Source organism: Lysinibacillus sp. 10T31 (assembly GCF_056394365.1).
The window spans coordinates 137,245-154,510 of the sequence record NZ_JBFTHS010000004.1; the positions used below are offsets into that span (position 1 = coordinate 137,245).

The 17,266-nt window shown below is 36.6% G+C and carries 20 protein-coding genes, 1 pseudogene and 1 other annotated feature; of the genes and pseudogenes, 16 read left to right on the top strand and 5 right to left on the bottom strand.

All coding sequences use genetic code 11. The annotated features are described in order from the left end of the window. Positions 1 to 5: 5 nt before the first annotated feature. The 6 genes from pstB (at position 6) to AC1DCY_RS04040 (ending at position 6,445) form a co-directional block, all read left to right on the top strand. Positions 6 to 839, top strand: a complete 834-nt coding sequence (pstB, locus tag AC1DCY_RS04015) for a phosphate ABC transporter ATP-binding protein PstB (RefSeq protein ID WP_477347651.1) — start codon at positions 6 to 8, stop codon at positions 837 to 839. Positions 840 to 851: 12 nt separating this feature from the next. Next, positions 852 to 1,511 carry a phosphate signaling complex protein PhoU gene (phoU, locus tag AC1DCY_RS04020; protein WP_477347653.1) on the top strand — a complete coding sequence of 220 codons (660 nt, stop codon included), beginning with the start codon at positions 852 to 854 and terminating at the stop codon, positions 1,509 to 1,511. 494 nt (positions 1,512 to 2,005) lie between these two features. Beyond that, positions 2,006 to 2,878: a vWA domain-containing protein gene (locus tag AC1DCY_RS04025; RefSeq protein ID WP_477347655.1), complete on the top strand. Its 873-nt coding sequence runs from the start codon at positions 2,006 to 2,008 to the stop codon at positions 2,876 to 2,878. A gap of 73 nt (positions 2,879 to 2,951) precedes the next feature. Beyond that, entirely contained in the window at positions 2,952 to 4,022 is a 1,071-nt protein-coding gene (locus AC1DCY_RS04030) for a mechanosensitive ion channel family protein (protein ID WP_477347657.1), read from the top strand. A 39-nt stretch (positions 4,023 to 4,061) separates the two neighbouring features. After that, positions 4,062 to 4,307 (top strand) — a binding site (T-box leader). Between the two features lie 183 nt (positions 4,308 to 4,490). Further along, on the top strand, positions 4,491 to 5,876 hold the full coding sequence (gene trpE / locus AC1DCY_RS04035) for an anthranilate synthase component I (RefSeq protein WP_477347659.1): 1,386 nt from the start codon (positions 4,491 to 4,493) through the stop codon (positions 5,874 to 5,876). Further along, complete coding sequence (locus tag AC1DCY_RS04040) at positions 5,873 to 6,445, top strand: anthranilate synthase component II (protein WP_477347661.1); 573 nt, start codon at positions 5,873 to 5,875, stop codon at positions 6,443 to 6,445. Before trpE ends, AC1DCY_RS04040 begins: the two co-directional genes overlap by 4 nt. Positions 6,446 to 6,534: 89 nt before the next feature. Here the strand turns inward: AC1DCY_RS04040 and AC1DCY_RS04045 are convergent, their stop codons facing one another. Together AC1DCY_RS04045 and AC1DCY_RS04050 are read right to left on the bottom strand one after the other, a co-directional pair. Further along, on the bottom strand, positions 6,535 to 7,032 hold the full coding sequence (locus AC1DCY_RS04045; protein ID WP_477347663.1) for a hypothetical protein: 498 nt from the start codon (positions 7,030 to 7,032) through the stop codon (positions 6,535 to 6,537). Between the two features lie 3 nt (positions 7,033 to 7,035). Beyond that, positions 7,036 to 7,482 carry a hypothetical protein gene (locus tag AC1DCY_RS04050; RefSeq protein WP_477347698.1) on the bottom strand — a complete coding sequence of 149 codons (447 nt, stop codon included), beginning with the start codon at positions 7,480 to 7,482 and terminating at the stop codon, positions 7,036 to 7,038. Between the two features lie 150 nt (positions 7,483 to 7,632). Here AC1DCY_RS04050 and rpmG point away from each other — a divergent pair, with 150 nt between their 5' ends. From rpmG to AC1DCY_RS04080, 6 genes are all read left to right on the top strand, one after another. After that, positions 7,633 to 7,782: a 50S ribosomal protein L33 gene (gene rpmG / locus AC1DCY_RS04055; protein WP_008408521.1), complete on the top strand. Its 150-nt coding sequence runs from the start codon at positions 7,633 to 7,635 to the stop codon at positions 7,780 to 7,782. A 223-nt stretch (positions 7,783 to 8,005) separates the two neighbouring features. Continuing rightward, on the top strand, positions 8,006 to 8,230 hold the full coding sequence (locus tag AC1DCY_RS04060) for a hypothetical protein (RefSeq protein WP_477347667.1): 225 nt from the start codon (positions 8,006 to 8,008) through the stop codon (positions 8,228 to 8,230). 13 nt (positions 8,231 to 8,243) lie between these two features. Continuing rightward, entirely contained in the window at positions 8,244 to 8,828 is a 585-nt protein-coding gene (locus AC1DCY_RS04065) for a 5-formyltetrahydrofolate cyclo-ligase (RefSeq protein WP_477347669.1), read from the top strand. A 1-nt stretch (position 8,829) separates the two neighbouring features. Then, positions 8,830 to 9,039 carry a YqgQ family protein gene (locus AC1DCY_RS04070; RefSeq protein ID WP_387081991.1) on the top strand — a complete coding sequence of 70 codons (210 nt, stop codon included), beginning with the start codon at positions 8,830 to 8,832 and terminating at the stop codon, positions 9,037 to 9,039. A gap of 281 nt (positions 9,040 to 9,320) precedes the next feature. Continuing rightward, positions 9,321 to 11,216: an LTA synthase family protein gene (locus AC1DCY_RS04075; protein ID WP_477347672.1), complete on the top strand. Its 1,896-nt coding sequence runs from the start codon at positions 9,321 to 9,323 to the stop codon at positions 11,214 to 11,216. Positions 11,217 to 11,421: 205 nt separating this feature from the next. Next, complete coding sequence (locus AC1DCY_RS04080) at positions 11,422 to 11,577, top strand: hypothetical protein (RefSeq protein WP_477347674.1); 156 nt, start codon at positions 11,422 to 11,424, stop codon at positions 11,575 to 11,577. Between the two features lie 342 nt (positions 11,578 to 11,919). Here AC1DCY_RS04080 and AC1DCY_RS04085 read toward each other — a convergent pair whose 3' ends face one another. Beyond that, positions 11,920 to 12,099 carry a DUF2759 domain-containing protein gene (locus AC1DCY_RS04085; protein ID WP_477347676.1) on the bottom strand — a complete coding sequence of 60 codons (180 nt, stop codon included), beginning with the start codon at positions 12,097 to 12,099 and terminating at the stop codon, positions 11,920 to 11,922. Between the two features lie 168 nt (positions 12,100 to 12,267). Here AC1DCY_RS04085 and AC1DCY_RS04090 point away from each other — a divergent pair, with 168 nt between their 5' ends. Further along, positions 12,268 to 12,912, top strand: coding sequence for an MBL fold metallo-hydrolase (locus tag AC1DCY_RS04090; protein WP_477347678.1), 645 nt, complete (start codon positions 12,268 to 12,270; stop codon positions 12,910 to 12,912). 278 nt (positions 12,913 to 13,190) lie between these two features. Here AC1DCY_RS04090 and AC1DCY_RS04095 read toward each other — a convergent pair whose 3' ends face one another. Together AC1DCY_RS04095 and AC1DCY_RS04100 are read right to left on the bottom strand one after the other, a co-directional pair. Further along, positions 13,191 to 13,433 (bottom strand): DUF2626 family protein, encoded by a 243-nt coding sequence (locus AC1DCY_RS04095; RefSeq protein ID WP_376074512.1) that lies wholly within the window; start codon positions 13,431 to 13,433, stop codon positions 13,191 to 13,193. Between the two features lie 120 nt (positions 13,434 to 13,553). Next, positions 13,554 to 14,264: a helix-turn-helix transcriptional regulator gene (locus AC1DCY_RS04100; RefSeq protein ID WP_477347680.1), complete on the bottom strand. Its 711-nt coding sequence runs from the start codon at positions 14,262 to 14,264 to the stop codon at positions 13,554 to 13,556. 326 nt (positions 14,265 to 14,590) lie between these two features. Between AC1DCY_RS04100 and comGA the strand changes: the two genes are divergently transcribed. The 3 genes and pseudogenes from comGA to AC1DCY_RS04115 form a co-directional block, all read left to right on the top strand. After that, positions 14,591 to 15,610, top strand: coding sequence for a competence type IV pilus ATPase ComGA (gene comGA, locus AC1DCY_RS04105; RefSeq protein ID WP_477347682.1), 1,020 nt, complete (start codon positions 14,591 to 14,593; stop codon positions 15,608 to 15,610). Continuing rightward, positions 15,588 to 16,661: a competence type IV pilus assembly protein ComGB gene (comGB, locus tag AC1DCY_RS04110; RefSeq protein ID WP_477347684.1), complete on the top strand. Its 1,074-nt coding sequence runs from the start codon at positions 15,588 to 15,590 to the stop codon at positions 16,659 to 16,661. Before comGA ends, comGB begins: the two co-directional genes overlap by 23 nt. Before the next feature lie 10 nt (positions 16,662 to 16,671). Then, positions 16,672 to 16,824 (top strand): annotated as a pseudogene (locus tag AC1DCY_RS04115) (prepilin-type N-terminal cleavage/methylation domain-containing protein); the annotation flags it as partial. Between the last annotated feature and the right edge of the window lie 442 nt (positions 16,825 to 17,266).

Here is a 17,266-nt window from a genome sequence, read left to right on the forward strand (position 1 = left end):
ACCTTATGGTACTGGGTATTAAAGAGGAAAAATCAATTGTCAAACCAATTCATACGGCTACAACGCCATCTCCTAATGTTGCCAAAAAAGTAGTATATGATACACGTAATTTAAATTTGTGGTATGGTGATCATCATGGATTAAAAGACATCAATTTAAGCATCTATGAAAATGAAGTGACAGCTATAATTGGCCCTTCAGGTTGTGGGAAATCTACTTATTTAAAAACGCTAAATAGAATGGTAGAGCTTGTGCCAGGTGTTCGAACATCAGGGGAAATAGTATATCGTGAGCGTAATATTTTAGATAAAAGCTATACTGTCGAAGAATTACGTACTCGAGTAGGGATGGTATTCCAGAAACCAAACCCATTCCCAAAGTCTATTTACGATAATATTGCATATGGTCCACGTATCCATGGCATCAAAAATAAGAAGATTCTTGATGAGATTGTCGAAAAATCTTTACGCGGTGCGGCTATTTGGGATGAAGTAAAAGATCGCTTAAATCAAAATGCATATGGTTTATCAGGTGGTCAGCAACAACGAATCTGTATGGCGCGTTGTTTAGCGATTGAACCAGATGTTATTTTAATGGATGAACCAACATCTGCACTTGATCCGATTTCAACATTAAAAGTCGAGGAGCTTGTACAAGAGCTGAAAAAAGATTATTCAATTATTATCGTGACACATAATATGCAACAAGCAGCACGAATTTCAGATCGTACAGCATTTTTCCTAAGTGGAGAGGTTGTTGAGTACGATAAAACAGACGTTATCTTCCAAACACCAGCAGATCAACGTACTGAAGATTATATTTCAGGCCGTTTCGGTTAAGGAGGAGATTAGATGGTAGTACGTGAACGTTTTGAACAGGAATTAAAAGAAGTCCAAGAACAATTTATCGAGATCGCCAATAGCAGTATCAACGCTCTTAAAATAGCATTTGAAGCATTATTAAATCAGGATTTAGAGACATCCTTAAAGATTCTTGAGGACGATTTAATCATCAATCGTCTTGAAGAAGAAATCAATGACCATGTTATTTTAATGATTGCTAAGCAGCAGCCTGTAGCTACTGATTTACGTCGTCTCATGGTGCTTGTCAAAGCGGCATCTGATATGGAGAGAGTAGGGGACTATGCAGTGAATATTGCCAAAGAGACAATTCGAATTGGCAAAGAACCGCTTGTTTTTCCTACAACAAATTTGCAAACGATGTGTAACAAGACTGTAGAAATGCTAGAGAGTATTATCAAAGCTTTTACAGAGGAAGATACTGTTCATGCTAAGGAAATTGCTGAGCTAGATGATTACGTGGATGATTTATATGGAGCGACAATCCCGCTATTGCTACGCGCAGGAGCTGAAAATCCAGCACATATTTCTCAAATTACACACTTAACCTTTGTTTGCCGATATTTAGAGCGCTCAGCTGACCATGCAACAAATATTGCTGAACACTTATTTTACTTAGTTAAAGGTAAACATTATGAATTAAATAATTAGTAAGAGAAGAGCCGATTATAGGCTCTTTTTTTATTGTTGAAAAACAAAATGGTCGAGAAAATCTTTGTAAATGTTGAAGTGTTTTAAATGAGGTGTATTTCATGCTACTCGCTTTCTTGTGAGCGAGCATTCCAACTGCTCCCTCCACTTACATTATTGCTGCAGCTTTGTTAACACTGCGCTTTCGCACAAAAACACATCTTGATGATTTATCACTATAAATTTGAGTGACATGCCAGAAGTACATGCTAAGTGAAATGGTTGATTGGAGTGGAGACTGAGCGACTCCTCGGGCGCCCCTTAGAAAGCGCTCAGTCGGAACGAAAATCAACCTTTGTTTTGCCGAAGAGTCATACTTTATTAATAATAAATAACAGCAACATTATTAATCAAAATAGCGTCAAGATACAGCAAACGTTATTGTATTGTCAAAAAATTATTTTGGATATACTATAGACATTATCCAAAAAAATGTGCTGAGGAGGTGCTGCTTCGTGAAAGACGATGTAGAATCACTCATAAAGAAATTTGATGTGGAATTCACATCGGAACAACGTGATTTTTTACGTTTTCTATATGAAAACTTACATCTTGAGGAATTAAGTAACAAGGAACAACATTTTTTTATTGATTTCTTTTACAAGAGTGAAACTTTACGGAACATGGCAGCATTTGCACTTGAAATGGCAGATATCATGCATGAAATTTGCGAAAATATACCGGCCATTGAGCAAGCCGAACGATTAGCCAATGGAAAAGAGCAGCGCTTATATTATGAGCGAAAGAGGCAGGTAGCTAGGCGTAGAAAGCTTGATCGTCAAACAATAAAAAAAGGAAATATCCTATATGTTCCGTTTGATGAATACAAAAAAGAAACAGGTCCAATAATTATTTGTCTTGAGCAAACAACTGGTATGGAGGCATATTCTGAGCTTTGTAAAAGCATAATTTTACCGTTATTTATGACCGCGCACCGCGAACGTCGAGATTTATATATCGTTCCATATGACTGTCAAGTTCATGTGCATTTTCGATTCGAAAACGGGCATGTAAATTTATCCGATTTTAAGGATTTTATTGATTATAAGGCAAAGGGAGAAGCTGCCATTCTGCCTGTGCTCCATTTTGTAAAGGGCTTGCTCCAAGAAAATCAACATTGTACAGAAGCGGATATTATTATTTTTACAGAAGGGACTCCAATCGATGGACAGTATCTTGTTGGAAAGCAAGCGAAGGCTGTGCTTGAAGAAATGAAGCGTAAGTACCATGCTGAATTTTCGGTTATCGCTATGCATGAACATAATTTTAATGAGCAGCAATTTTGGTTTGCTAATAAGGCTTTTTTTACGGATGATGCAATTCAATAAAAACGGAGCTGGTCGCCATTGTTGATCGGCTCCTTTTCTGCGAATATACATAGTAGTTAGAGGAGAATGAAATTTGAATTCATTGAAATGGTTATTTCCTAATATTTCAGCCCCAACGTGGATGGAAATTATTATTGCCGTTGCACTTTGTGTAATTGGTTGGCTTTTTCAGCAGTTTGTTATAAAGAAAATTATTAATCGTACTGTTAAATTTCTGAGAGATCGTCAGCGTAACTTTCAGGCAACAGTACTCGCACAATTTAATAAAGCGATTCGCTATGCATTTATGTCTGCGGTAATTGTACTCAGCTTATCAATATTATTAGAAATCTTTTTATTTACACATGTAGCAACTAAAAATTTTGTATTGTCTATTATGGTCTTTTTTGCTTTCAAAGGCGTATACGATGTTTTAAATTTTTATACAAAGCAGCCACTACCGTTGAATAACGATGAGGAACCAAATGTCCTGTTACCATTTTTTCTTCGTATAGGAAAAGTGCTTATTATGATATTGGCGATGTTTACGATTGCTTCTTTCTGGGATTTTAATTTGAATGGCTTTTTAACCGGGATTGGCTTAACTGGTGTCGCGATTGCCTTTGGTATTCGAGATACACTAGCACATGTTTTTGGTGGGATGTCAGTCGCACTAGATAACCCGTTTCAAATTGGCGATTGGATAGCAACGGAGGACCAAAAAATTGAAGGGACCATCGAGGATATTAATCTTCGAAGTACTTTAATTCAAACGGGAGATAAAGGGCTTGTTTATGTACCTAACTCCTATTTGGTAAATCGACCAATCTATAATTTATCGAGACGAGAAAAACGAAAATGTGAGCAATTTTTATTTGTAGCTGCTGAAAACGAAGAAGAAATACTACGCAGTGCTTTAAGTGCTATTCAAAAGGAAATTTATTTGCATGCTCAAACAGAAAAAGAATTGATTCATGTATTTATAGATGAATTTTATCCAACTTCTTATCGCGTCCTTGTGCGTTTCTATGTGACAACAAATGATACGGCAGAGATGCTAAATGTGCGACAAGATATTTTATTTGCTATACGTCAAGTCTTTCAAGAGCTAAATATTATACTAGCAAATCCAGCTGAAGATGAATGGCTTCGTAATAAAAAATAAATTGAATTGTTAGTTTTTTTACTTTACAATGAATACATGTAATCAGCTTTGATGAAGAGTAGTAGCTATTATTATTTGTTATAGAGAGCTAGTGGCTGGTGGAAACTAGTACAAATAAATAGTGAATGGACTTCGGAGCTCTAATCCTGAACAAAGTATGGATTAGCGTCTGCCTACGTTACAAGGTATAGAGTGGGTCTTTTAACTCTTTCAGTGGGTATCCGAGTATCAGCTGATTGTAATGAAGACCAATGAAGGTGGCACCACGGCTTTTCCGTCCTTTTGCGATGGGAAGGCCTTTTTATATGTTTTGGCGGAATGAATAGTGTTTACACAGTTCAAAATCCGGACGCAATGTTTATAGAAATGTAAGCGAAATGCTAACTAAGTGGTAGCGTCCATTCCGTCAATGCATACTTGATAGATTTTGGTGTAGAAGAGCAGAGCGTAGAAAAGGAGAGAAAGAGTATGACAGTTGAGCTTAGAAAGTTTGCCATGAAGGCATTACAGGGTGATATGATGACGCCAATTTCCGTTTATCAATCACTTGAAGGGGAGCATAAGATGCTTTTCGAATCGTCAGCCAAGCATGAAGAAAGTGGGCGTTACTCATTTATTGCCGTCAATCCAATTGCAGAACTGATTGGAGATAGGAATGGTTATTCTTTTACCAAAAGTGGAGAAACAGAAAAATCGAGTGACAATGTATTAGTAAAATTACAGCAAGTTATGCCATTGCATAAGGCACAGTATCCGTTCGCTTTTTTTGGAGGAGCAATTGGGTTCTTTGGTTATGAAACAGCGTTTTATACAGAAAAAATAGGTGAATACTTGCAGGATGATTTAGAAATGCCGGATGTTCATATCTTCTTCTATGATACATTTATCGTTTTTGATCATTTAAAGCAAGAGATTACACTAGCAGCAATCGATTTATTTGATGAAGGGCGTTCTCTTGAAGCGATGGAAATGGCTATTTCTACGATGAAAGAGCAGCTTTATGCTGGAACAACGTTTGACGACACGACGTTTGAAAAGCTAGATTTCAGACCGATGATCACCAAAGAAAATTTTGTGGCACTGGTTGAACGTGCAAAGCAGCATATTCGTAAGGGAGATATTTTCCAGATTGTTTTATCTCAACGCTTCACTTCACCATATACAGGTAATTCTTTCGCTTTATATCGTCAATTACGTACTTCTAATCCTTCACCTTATATGTTTTATATGGATTTTGGTACGTATACCATTTTAGGAACATCACCTGAAAGTCTCGTTAAGGTGAAAGATCGAAAGGTTACGACAAATCCTATCGCGGGAACGAAGCCTAGAGGTAAAACAGTGGAGCATGATAACGCGATCGCGGAAGCGTTATTAAATGATGACAAAGAAATCGCTGAACATCGTATGCTAGTGGATTTAGGGCGTAATGATCTTGGACGTATTGCCAAAGTGGGTTCAGTGAAGCTTATAAAATATATGAGTATTGAGCGATATAAACATGTTATGCATATTGTTTCAGAGGTTATCGGCGAATTACGTGATGATGTACATGTCTTGGATGTTCTTCGAGCTTGCTTACCTGCTGGTACAGTATCAGGTGCACCGAAAATTCGCGCTATGCAGTTAATCAATGAGTTCGAGCCTGTGAAACGTGGTGTCTATGCAGGTGCAGTAGGCTATATTTCCGCTACAGGGGATATGGATTTAGCACTAGCCATTCGGACAATGATCATAAAGGATCATCGTGCCCATGTGCAGGCAGGAGCTGGTATTGTTTACGATTCTGTGCCCTTGTCTGAATACGAGGAAACGCTAAATAAAGCTCGCGCGCTATTGGAGGTAAAAAAATGATTTTACTAATCGATAACTATGATTCATTCACATATAATTTATTTCAGCAAATACGAATGCTTGAGAAAGATGTGAAAGTAGTACGTAATGATGAAATAACAATTGAAGACATTCAGAAAATGCAACCTGAAGCCATTATTTTATCGCCCGGTCCAGGTACGCCAATTGATGCAGGAATAACAGTGGATGTTGTCAAAGAGCTTTATACGAAATTTCCGATTTTGGGCATTTGTCTTGGGCACCAATCGATAGGGCAGGCTTTTGGGGGTAACATTGTTCAAGCAAAAAATATAATGCATGGAAAATTATCGACGATTCAATATGAAAAAACAGGCTTATTTGCTCAGTTAGACGGTAAAATCGAAGTAATGCGCTATCATTCCCTCGTCATTGAGCAAAACACGTTACATGAGGATTTTAATATTGTAGCAAAGTCCGGTGATGATGGTGAAATTATGGCAATTCAACATAAGGAGTACCCGCTCTTTGGGCTGCAATTTCATCCAGAATCCATTGGGACACAAGAGGGCAGTATAATGATGCGAGCTTTCTTAGAACAAATTTCATAAAAATCAAAAGGCTGTCATCAAAAATCAGTAGTTGTGATTTTTGGATGACAGCCTTTTTTATAATATTTCCAATCAAAAGGAAGGGTGTGTTATTGCTTTTTCCCTGTAATCAATTTTGCAATTTCCTCTAAGGACATCGAAGAATTGACCTCGTAGGAGCCAATTTGTAAGCTTCGAGAGTATTTAGGGTTAGCAAGTAAAAGTTCCATTTCAACACTATTGTCGATGATGCCACCATCTTCAAGTTTTTGCGCCACAATATATAGTGTAATACCGCTGTAAATTTGAAGTGTCATTGTTGTAGCATTTGTCGGTGTATCTGCTGGTTTATGATTGTCTTTAGCCTTTGTTTCAGGAGCATCTGTCTTCTGATTATTTTCCTTCGGAGCTTGCTTAGCTTGTTCCTTTAACGATGCAATTTCTTTATTTGCCTGTTCAAGCTTTTTTTGTAGCTCCTCTACATGTTCTGTATTTGTGGAAGCTTTAGTTGGAAGACCGATATTGAGATCAAAACGTGCTGCTAAAGCAAGTAAAGCTCCGACAAGAAAAAGTGCAATACCAAATGCACGGATAGCGGACTTATTCATGAATTACCGACCTCCGTTTGCAATCACTTGGCGGACTTGCTCTTCAGTTAAATTTGAACGAATACTTATATCTGCTACAGAAAGACCTTGCTTATTTAATTCAAGCACTTGACTTACAATAATTTGATGTATAGGTTTCGTTTTTGGAGCCGCTTGTCCTGTCTTCGATGCCTGAGCAGCCTGTTGAACAGCTTGCATGACCTGTTGAACCTGTGGATTTGGTATAGCATTATTTTGCGCTGATTTAACCTGAAACTCGGGCTCTAATAACAGCTCTTCCTCAACAATTTTCAGACGACGTTTTAAATTATTTGTTTCTTGAAAAATAGAGATGGATAGCTCCTCTACATCTTGTTCGACCTTTTTCGAGCTGTTTTTGAAAAAGAACGACGCAATAATTAGGAGAACTCCCACAATCATAAGTATGATGGATAAATCCAATAGTTTCACCTCATTAAGTATGTAATTATAAGGTATTTTACCATATGCAAACTTAATATGAAATGAAGGTAGATTTTTTTTCATTTTATGTTATAATAGGTTAGTCGTATAAATCATGCTCAAAATTTAAATTCTTGATATAGAGTGGGAGGGTTAATAATGCGCGTAAACATTACTTTAGCTTGCACAGATTGCGGCGAACGTAACTACATTTCTAAAAAGAACAAGCGTAACAATCCAGAGCGTCTTGAACTTAAAAAATATTGCTCTCGCGAGAAGAAATACACTCTTCACCGTGAAACTAAGTAATCGCTCATTAAGCCAAAACCACTTGTGGTTTTGGCTTTCTACATTTTAACTTGCTTTCAGCAAATGTCTTTTGCACCGAAAGCGTAACGACAGGTACAGAAGTCTCGCACCTCTATAGGTGGTGTGAAGAATGCGAATTTAAGTACTTTTCAGTGGGTGTCCAAACACCTACTGAAATAGAGGGACTCAGTCTAAGAACGCCACATCCTGTGGCATTACCGAAATGACCGACATCGTGTCGGCCCTCGTGCAGGCCTGGGCACAATCCAAAATCCGGACGCATTGTTTATCTGTAGCGAAAGCGAAGCGGCAGCTACAAATGTTTTCTGCGCGAAAGCGAAGCGTCAGCTACAAATGTTTTCTGCGCGAAAGCGAAGCGTCAGCGGCAAATGTTTTCTGCGCGAAAGCGAAGCGTCAGCGGCAATTACGCCAAGGCGAAATTGATTAGGGGGTAACTTAGCATGGATAAAACAACTTTACGGAACGAGGTCAAGGAAGCTCTTGCCAAAATGAGCGAGGTAGCTTACCACGATCTATCGAATGCTGTAGTTAAAAAAGTGCTACAGGAACCATATATAATAGAAGCAACTACAATTGGCATTACCATTTCCAATAAGCCAGAAGTCGACACAATTCAATTGATAGAAGAACTATGGCAACTTGGTAAAAAAGTCGCTGTACCTAAATGCAACCCAAAATCAAGGGGAATGTTATTTTATGTCATTGAATCGTTTGCCCAGTTAGAAACTGTTTATATGCATTTGCGTGAGCCAATTCCGGAGAAGTGTGAGTTTGTTGACGCAAATGAAATGGATGTCATACTTGTTCCAGGAGTTGTTTTTGATAAGTGCGGCTATCGAATAGGCTATGGCGGTGGTTATTATGATCGCTATATATTAAACTATAAGAAGGGTAAGCTCATGTCTCTGCTATTTAATGAGCAGCTATATGAACACGTACCTACAGAAGCGCACGATTGCCCAGTAGATATCATTGTGACACCGACAAAACGAATTGACTGTGTAACACAACGAGGAGCGAACTAAAATGGACAAAATGTTAGATATTTACCAATTATTAAAAACATATGGCACTTATATTTACACACGTGATCCCATTGGTGATTTGATGTTAATGGAGGATGAAATTCGTGAGTTGTATAAAGCGAATGTACTAGATATAAAAGATTACCAAATGGCATTATTACTAATTCGACAAGAAACAACAAAGCTTCGCATGAAAGAAAATAATCAGTAATGTTTTAAATATAATTCATTTGTGGTATTGTAAAAATAATGTAACATGTATGTAATATTCTTAAAAAACAGTGGTGTTCCACTGTTTTTATGATTTACGAAACTTTTTACAAACAAAAACGTATATATTACTATCTGGCGCATATACGAACGAGTAGTACAGTTTTTCCAAAAATATATCTATTGATTATCTGTAAAAAATGGATTAAGATATATTTTGTTTCAGTAACAAATTGTTAAAAATTATTATTTTTTTGTAAGAAAGTAGGGAGGATGTTAAGGATGAAATCAATAAAGTGGCCTAAACATTCATTTATGATACTAGCAATTGTAGCAACTTGGATAAAAACGGTCATTGTTTATCACACAAGCTTTGAGATGAAAATCGAAAATGCGATGCAACAATTTATTTTGTTTATTAATCCATTAAGCTTCGTGCTATTTGCTTATGGTATATCGTTATTCTTTAAATCACCAAAAGTTAAAAATCGTTATATAATAACTATCAGTGTTATTTTGTCTATTGTCTTATACGGGAATGTCGCGTTCTATCGTTTCTACAACGACTTTATTACGTTACCGGTATTATTCCAAACAAGTAACTTTGGGGATTTAGGAACTTCAGTAGCAGCGATTGTTAGCCCTTGGGATTTATTATATTTCGTTGACGTACTTATTCTAATTTTAGCTAATAAATATTTGCCTATGATGAAAAATGCAGTAAAAGTAAACGTTGAATTCCGTCGCGCGTACTTCGTATTAGCGATTGCTGTTTCGTTCTTAAACTTAGGATTAGCTGAAACAGAGCGTCCACAATTATTAACACGTAGCTTTGATCGTGAATTACTTGTAAAAAACATCGGTACTTATAACTACCATTTATATGACATTTATATTCAATCAAAATCTTCTGCCCAACGTGCATTAGCGGATGGCAGTGAATTAGTAGAAGTGAACAACTATATTCGTTCTAATCAAGCAGCGGTCAACCCTCAAATGTTTGGTAAATACAAGGATCGTAATTTGATTGTTGTGTCAATGGAATCATTACAAAACTTTGTGATTAATAATCAAATGGACGGTCATGAAATTACACCATTCTTAAACTCTTTAACTAAAGATAAAGATACGTATTATTTCAGTAACTTCTATCACCAAACTGGATTAGGGAAAACTTCTGACTCAGAGTTTATTACTGAAAACTCATTGTTCGGTTTAGGTCGTGGTGCGGTATTTTTCACGCACGGTGGAAATACGTATAACTCAATGGCTGAGCGCCTTGGAGATAATGGCTACTTTACAAATGTCATGCATCCAAATAATAAATCATTCTGGAACCGTGACATGATGTATCAATCATTACACATTAATAAATTTTATGACATAGATTCATATAAGATTGGCGAAGGGCAAGCTGTTAACTGGGGTATGAAAGATGTCCCATTCCTAGAGCAATCTGCAGCATTAATGAAAGATATGCCACAGCCGTTCTATTCTCGTCTAATTACTTTAACGAACCACTATCCATTCACATTGGATCCAGAAGATGTAATGATTCCTGAATATACTTCAAACTCAGGTACATTAAATCGTTATTTCCAAACAGTACGTTATATGGATGAAGCACTTAAAGACTTCTTCCAAAGTTTAAAAGATCAAGGTGTATATGATAACTCTATTATTGTAATGTATGGTGACCATTACGGTATTTCAGAAAACCACAACAAAGCGATGGCTCAATATTTAGGAAAAGATAGCATTACACCATTTGATAATGCAATGCTACAAGAAGTACCTTTATACATCCATATTCCTGGATCAGGTGATGGTAAAGAAATGACAGAGATTTCTGGACAAATGGATTTACGTCCAACAATTTTACACCTTCTGGGTGTTGAAACTTCAAAAGATATGCAACTTGGTGCAGACCTATTCTCACCAGAGCATGAAGACTTCGTTGTATTCCGCGATGGTCGTTTTGTAACAGATAAATATGTATATGCTGGTGAAGCTTGTTATGACAAAGCAACTGGCGAAGAAATTGATGGTGAGCCATGTCAGCCATACGCTGATCGAGCTACGAAAGAACTTGAAAGTTCGGATGCCATCATTAATGGTGATTTACTCCGCTTCTATGACCAAAAGACTGGTAACTTGAAGCAAGGAGCAGCCAAGTAATAATAAGAGAGATCTCATGTTTAGTGAGATCTCTTTTTTTGCTCTGTATCAAAAAGCATAATATTCAATTTCATTAGGCGATTTTTAGCAGGAGTGAAGAAGTATCTACTCCGAACTGTATTATGGCCATTTCGATAAATAGTGGATTATCACATAAAGAGTGGTTGATTTCCGTTCCGACTGAGCACTTTTTTGGAGGCGTCCGATGAGCTGCTTCGCTGCAGGGCCTCGGCCAACAAATGTTTTTTGCGCGAAAGCGAAGCGTCAGCGGCAGATGTTGTTTGTGCGAAAACGCAGTGCTAACGTAGCGTCAGCGGCAACAACACGATGTTGGTCACGAAGGCGTTATCACAGGACGTGATGGTTTTACTGAATGAAGGTAAATGGCATAGGTTTAACAAATGTCATTCACAACCTTTGATGATGAACCTGAATGATAAAAAAAATTCCCGTTCCACATAAATAGGAGTATAGATTAATTTTCATGTATAATATCAAATTGAAGTTTTAAACGCTCATGTGCAGCCAAATTAACAGCTAAGGGGAAAGGTATTGTCGTTTTAGGAAAGGTGAAGAATTGCTCGTAGCAGCTCAAAAAAGTCAAAAAGAACTGCTCCAATAGAAGAGTTAAAACAAAAATATATATAAACGATAGAAAAAGAGCAGCCTCGAAATGGAGGCCACTCTTTTTTCTGTCTGAATTTTAGTGTAGTTTTGGTGGGTATCCGCTATTAATTAGAGTCATAATTACGAACCAACCGAATACTGCAGCACTTAATAAGTTGAAAACAACGCTTAAAAGGTTCTTTTCTTTAATTGCTTGGAATGTACCAACTACAGCTAAAATTGCAACTAGACCAAAAATAACCATTAATAAGTTCATTAAAAATTGACACTCCTTTCGACATCAGAAAATGAATGTCGTAAACAATATTCCTCCTTAATTGTAAACGTTCTACCTGTTTTTGTCGAGAACTAAAATAGATTAAACTATGAACATTTATCGTCAAATTGTGGCAAAGGCTGTATAATTGAAATAGAGGTGATAACAATGATAAACGTACGAAGTTATTCTCTTGGACCTGTCCAAACGAATTGTTATATCGTATCGAATAAAAATAAGGAATGCTTAATATTTGATCCAGGAGAAGAAGCAGATCGAATTATCAAGGCTATACGTAGTAACAATCTAAAACCATTAGCCATTTTTTTAACACATGCACATTTCGACCATATCGGTGCCGTGGATGCAGTCCGCAAGGCTTTTAATGGGCCATTATGGATTCATGAAAAAGAAGTGAGTTGGTTAGGAGATCCAACAAAAAATGGCTCTAGTAAATACGCAGCATTACCAGATTATATTGTTGATGCACCAGCTGATGAAAATATTATAAAAAAAGAACAGCTATTTGAAATAAGCGATTTTTATTTTAAAGCGATTTTTACGCCGGGACATTCACCAGGTAGTATTTCATATATATTTGAAAATGATGGCTTCGCTATTGTTGGAGATACACTATTTGAACAAGGTGTAGGTCGTACAGATTTACTTGGAGGCTCGACAAAAACATTACTTACATCCATTCATGATAAGCTATTGACACTACCTGAGGATACTATTATCTACTCTGGTCATGGGAATTATACAACGGTCGGTGCAGAAATGGAGACAAATCCTTTCTTGAATGGTTTTTAAGGTTAGGCGATAGTTAGAAATGGCTCATCATCATAGCGTGAGGTGATTTCCGTTTCCAATCAACTACAGAACTTCGTGGTTATTAAAACCTAAATTAACTTCATAAAATACAAAAATCCCCCTTGCAATTCGTTGGATAGATAAAATAACCAAAATCTAACCATGTAATTGCAAAGGGGGATTTTACTATGTCTTGATATATGATCATGCATCTGGTGAATGCATTTACATAAAAAAAGCATGTCTCACTTTCGGTGAGACACGCGTTTTTCTTTGTATTAATGACCGACACCAGGTACGTGAATGAATGTTGTATAGTACGTGAAGCCAGCAAAGAACACAGTTAAATATGCTCCGAAAATGTACATGTACATACGTTCTGAAAGGTTTAAGAAGCCTAATAATAAGAATAAACCTGTATTACCTACGAATAATAGCGATACTTCGTTCATACCACCAAGGTAGAACATGACTGCAAAAATACCTGTCCAGAATGCCATAACTTTATACATATTATCCATGAAGATTTCCCCTCCTTTTGCCCACGACACAATAATCTCTTACTCATTATAAATGATATGAAAGGTATCTGTAAACTGGAACTTCTTCTTCTTTGTGACAAACAATTGGATATTTAAAAATTAACTATCAATTTCTGTCACGTTTATTTCATACTTACATAAATCGCAATTATGTATCATGCTATCAATTTGTACAAATTCATTGCTTGCATATAACGCATCAACCTGTCCCTTTAAATAGGATTCATGTAAAGAACATACAATTTCTGAATGACTAGAAAGCTGCTCCTGGAATGGACAATTAAAAATGGAGAAAGTCACACTTTTACCATGCTCTGTTTGTTGTACTTGCGGAATATAGCCAATTAATGCTGCATTGTCAGTTAATAACTGAAGTTTCTGTTCGAAGGAAAGGGTATTATTTAATTGTAACTCAGCATTTACATAATTCTTCATTTGTTGGTAGCCGTCTTGGTAGCTAATTTCCTTGCATTTTTCTAATGCAGATGGTCCAAATTCTTGAATTAATTGGATTGTCCATTTTAATAGTCGATCTTCATCACGTCTCGGGAACGTTAATGATACACCTTTATCTGAGGCCTTATAAACACGCCCAGGTCTACCACCCTTCCCAGTTTTGGCAAAATCAGCTGTAATGATATTAATTTCTGAGAGTTTTGTTAAATGTAGACGTGCAACATTTGGATGGATGCCGAATTTATCAGCGATATTTTGGACTGTTACAGTTTTCTTCTCTTGCAGTATGTACTCATAAATAGAATATCTAGTTTCATCGGCCAATGTACTAGTAATTTTTAATGGATTGATCATTTGCTTCACCTCTATGTATTTTTTTTGAAATATAGCTGTTCTACCAAGTGTAGGAAAAAAATCATGTTAATTCTATTATATTGCATTATTGAAAAAGATACAGTTCCTTTAGACATAAATATTAACTTTTTCATAAGATTATGTTCATATTTAGTGGAATTTTGCATGTTATCAACATTTTTATAGCAAAAAGCAGGTTTGGCAGGAAATTTTATAGCAAATTTTTATTTTAAGAAAAGGGCTTTTCACTTAACAGCTTCCTATCTATACTAGGAAATAACGAATAGAGCGGTCATATTCGAATGAACCAGAAGAGGGGTGCGAATATGCAAAATTTTGAAACGATTGTTGAGCAAAAATGTGAGCAACTTTTACTAAAGGCCTACCATTTCGGTGCGTCAGATTTATTATTAGTTCCAGAAAGTGTGCGATATCGTATTTATTTTCGAAAATATGATAAGTTACTCCAAGCCGGTGAATTACCGAATGAGCTGGCAGAACGAATGATTTCCTTTTATAAATTTTTAGCGGCATTAGATATTAGCGAGCGACGCAAACCCCAAAGCGGCTCCTTCCAAAAAGCTATGGAACAAAATCAATATGCCTTCCGTGTCTCGACACTTCCCTCGGTATTTTTAAAAGAAAGCCTAATTATCCGACTACTTCTACAAAATCATGCATTCCCACTTACTTCCTTATCCTATTCCAAATATGTTGCAGAAATGTTAATGGAACTAGTGAAACATCGACAAGGACTTTTGTGTTTCACAGGTGCAACTGGCTCTGGTAAGTCATCATCCTTGTATTCTCTTATCCATTATTGTTCGACAGAGCTAAATCGACATGTCATTTCCTTAGAAGACCCTGTGGAAAATAACCAGGCTAACCTTTTGCAGATACAAGTAAACGAACGAGCTGGCGTTACATACGCTACAGGCTTAAAGGCTATTTTACGCCACTCACCTGACGTTATTATGATTGGTGAAATACGTGATAAAGAGACTGCAAAAATCGCAATCGAAGCATCTTTAACAGGTCATTTAGTGTTAACAAGTATTCATGCTAAAGATTCGGTAAACTGCCTTTATCGATTTATTGACTTAGGTATTTCAGTAGAAGAACTTCGTCAAACTGTGGTAGGCATTGTTGCTCAAACGCTTTTTCAATCACCAATAGTTCAGGAAGAACGCCGTGCATTGTTTGAAATACTAAGCGATGTTCATCTTCAAATGGCCATCAAAGCAATTATGCAAAAAACTAGCTTTGAGCTACCACATAATCTAACGCTTGCAGGTCAAAAAGAATTGATAGAGAGTCGGATCTATGCGAATGCAAAAGTTTATTGAAAGAATTCGATTAGATTACAAAAAGGCAACAAAATGGCGAGTAAGGGAGCAAGCTCATTTTTTTAGTCGATTAAGCGTGTTAATGCAAGAAGGTTATTTATTCTCACAGGCTATTTCTATTCTATTACCCCATCATATTGAAGCGCATGAAGAAATACAAAAACTAGTCAATGAAAAGCTGAGGCAGGGTGTAGGTGTTTCAGGAGTTTTTGAAGCATTGCAAATTCCAAAGCAGCATTTAGTAGCAATTACAGTTGCCGAAAACAATGGGCATATGATCGAGACGTTAAAAGGTGTGGCAAAGCAAATGGCTTTAAGTGAATCGACGAAGAAAAAATTAATGAAGCTACTCTTATATCCAGTAGTACTCCTTTTATTTTTGATGCTGTTGTTTTTAGTGTTTCGCACCATATTCTTTCCTAAAATAGAAAAAATGGTGACAAGTCGAACTACTGGCACTGAGGAGACAAGCATTGCTTTGTCAAAAGTATTATTGCATTTTCCCGATGCTTTAATTGTCGTAGGCATAGCAGTAATTTGTAGTATTTTGATTTTTCACCTTTATCTTAAACGCCGTCGGATTGCTCACCGGCTAAATATTATCCTAAAAACGCCATTGATTCGAATTTATATCCGAATGTCTTTGACGAGACAATTTGCTGCTTATTTAGGAAGTCTACTCCAAAGTGGTTTTTCTTTACAGGCGAGTCTACAAATTTTAGAGGAACAGCGACTTCAGCCGTTTCTACAATATCTGGCACGATGTATAAAGGAACGTGTTGTTTTTGGTGATACGCTGACACAAGCTGTTCAATTGATGACAGTTTGGCAAAAGGATTTCTCGACATTTGTTGAACATGGAGAGCAAAGTGGCTATCTAGGAAAAGAGCTGGTACTGTACAGCGAATTATTGACTGAAAAGCAAGAGCAACTATTGCATAAAATTCTTGCGTTTGTGCAGCCGACCTTCTTTATCATTATTGCAATGTGCATAGTTGCCGCATATTTAAGTTTATTATTACCGATATATCACATGATTGAACTAGTATAGGAGGATAATAATGAAACGGATAAAGCAGCAAGCTGGATTTACATTGATCGAAATGCTCATTGTTTTGCTAATTATTTCCGTATTAATTTTAATAACAATCCCAAATGTTACGAAACATTTTGCCACCGTCGATGAGAAGGGCTGTAAAGCGTATATTTCTATAAAAGAGTTGAAAAGCAACCTATGCAATTAAATCAGTCATATCAAGGGTTTGGAGCTTTTTAGTGAAAATACATAAATGAAATTAGCTGTTGTTCTATAAGAAATACAGAGTATTGTTTTATTTACACATAACATTTCGAATTTTTCTAACCATTCAATAGCAATTATAGAATCTAGTGAAACTATCTAGGGTTAATAGTTTCGGTTATGAAACCATTTATGGTTTAATTAGTAATATAAGGTTATTGTTAGTTAGGAGGTACATAATGGAACGTTCAGAAAAAATATTCAATCAAATCACACAGCAACAGAACGAGATACGTAAGGCTATGGAGAGTCCAATGAAGCAGGTTCTACAGCAACAGAACGAGATACGTAAGGCTATGGAGAGTCCAATGAAGCAGGTTCTACAGCAACAGAACGAGATACGTAAGGCTATGGAG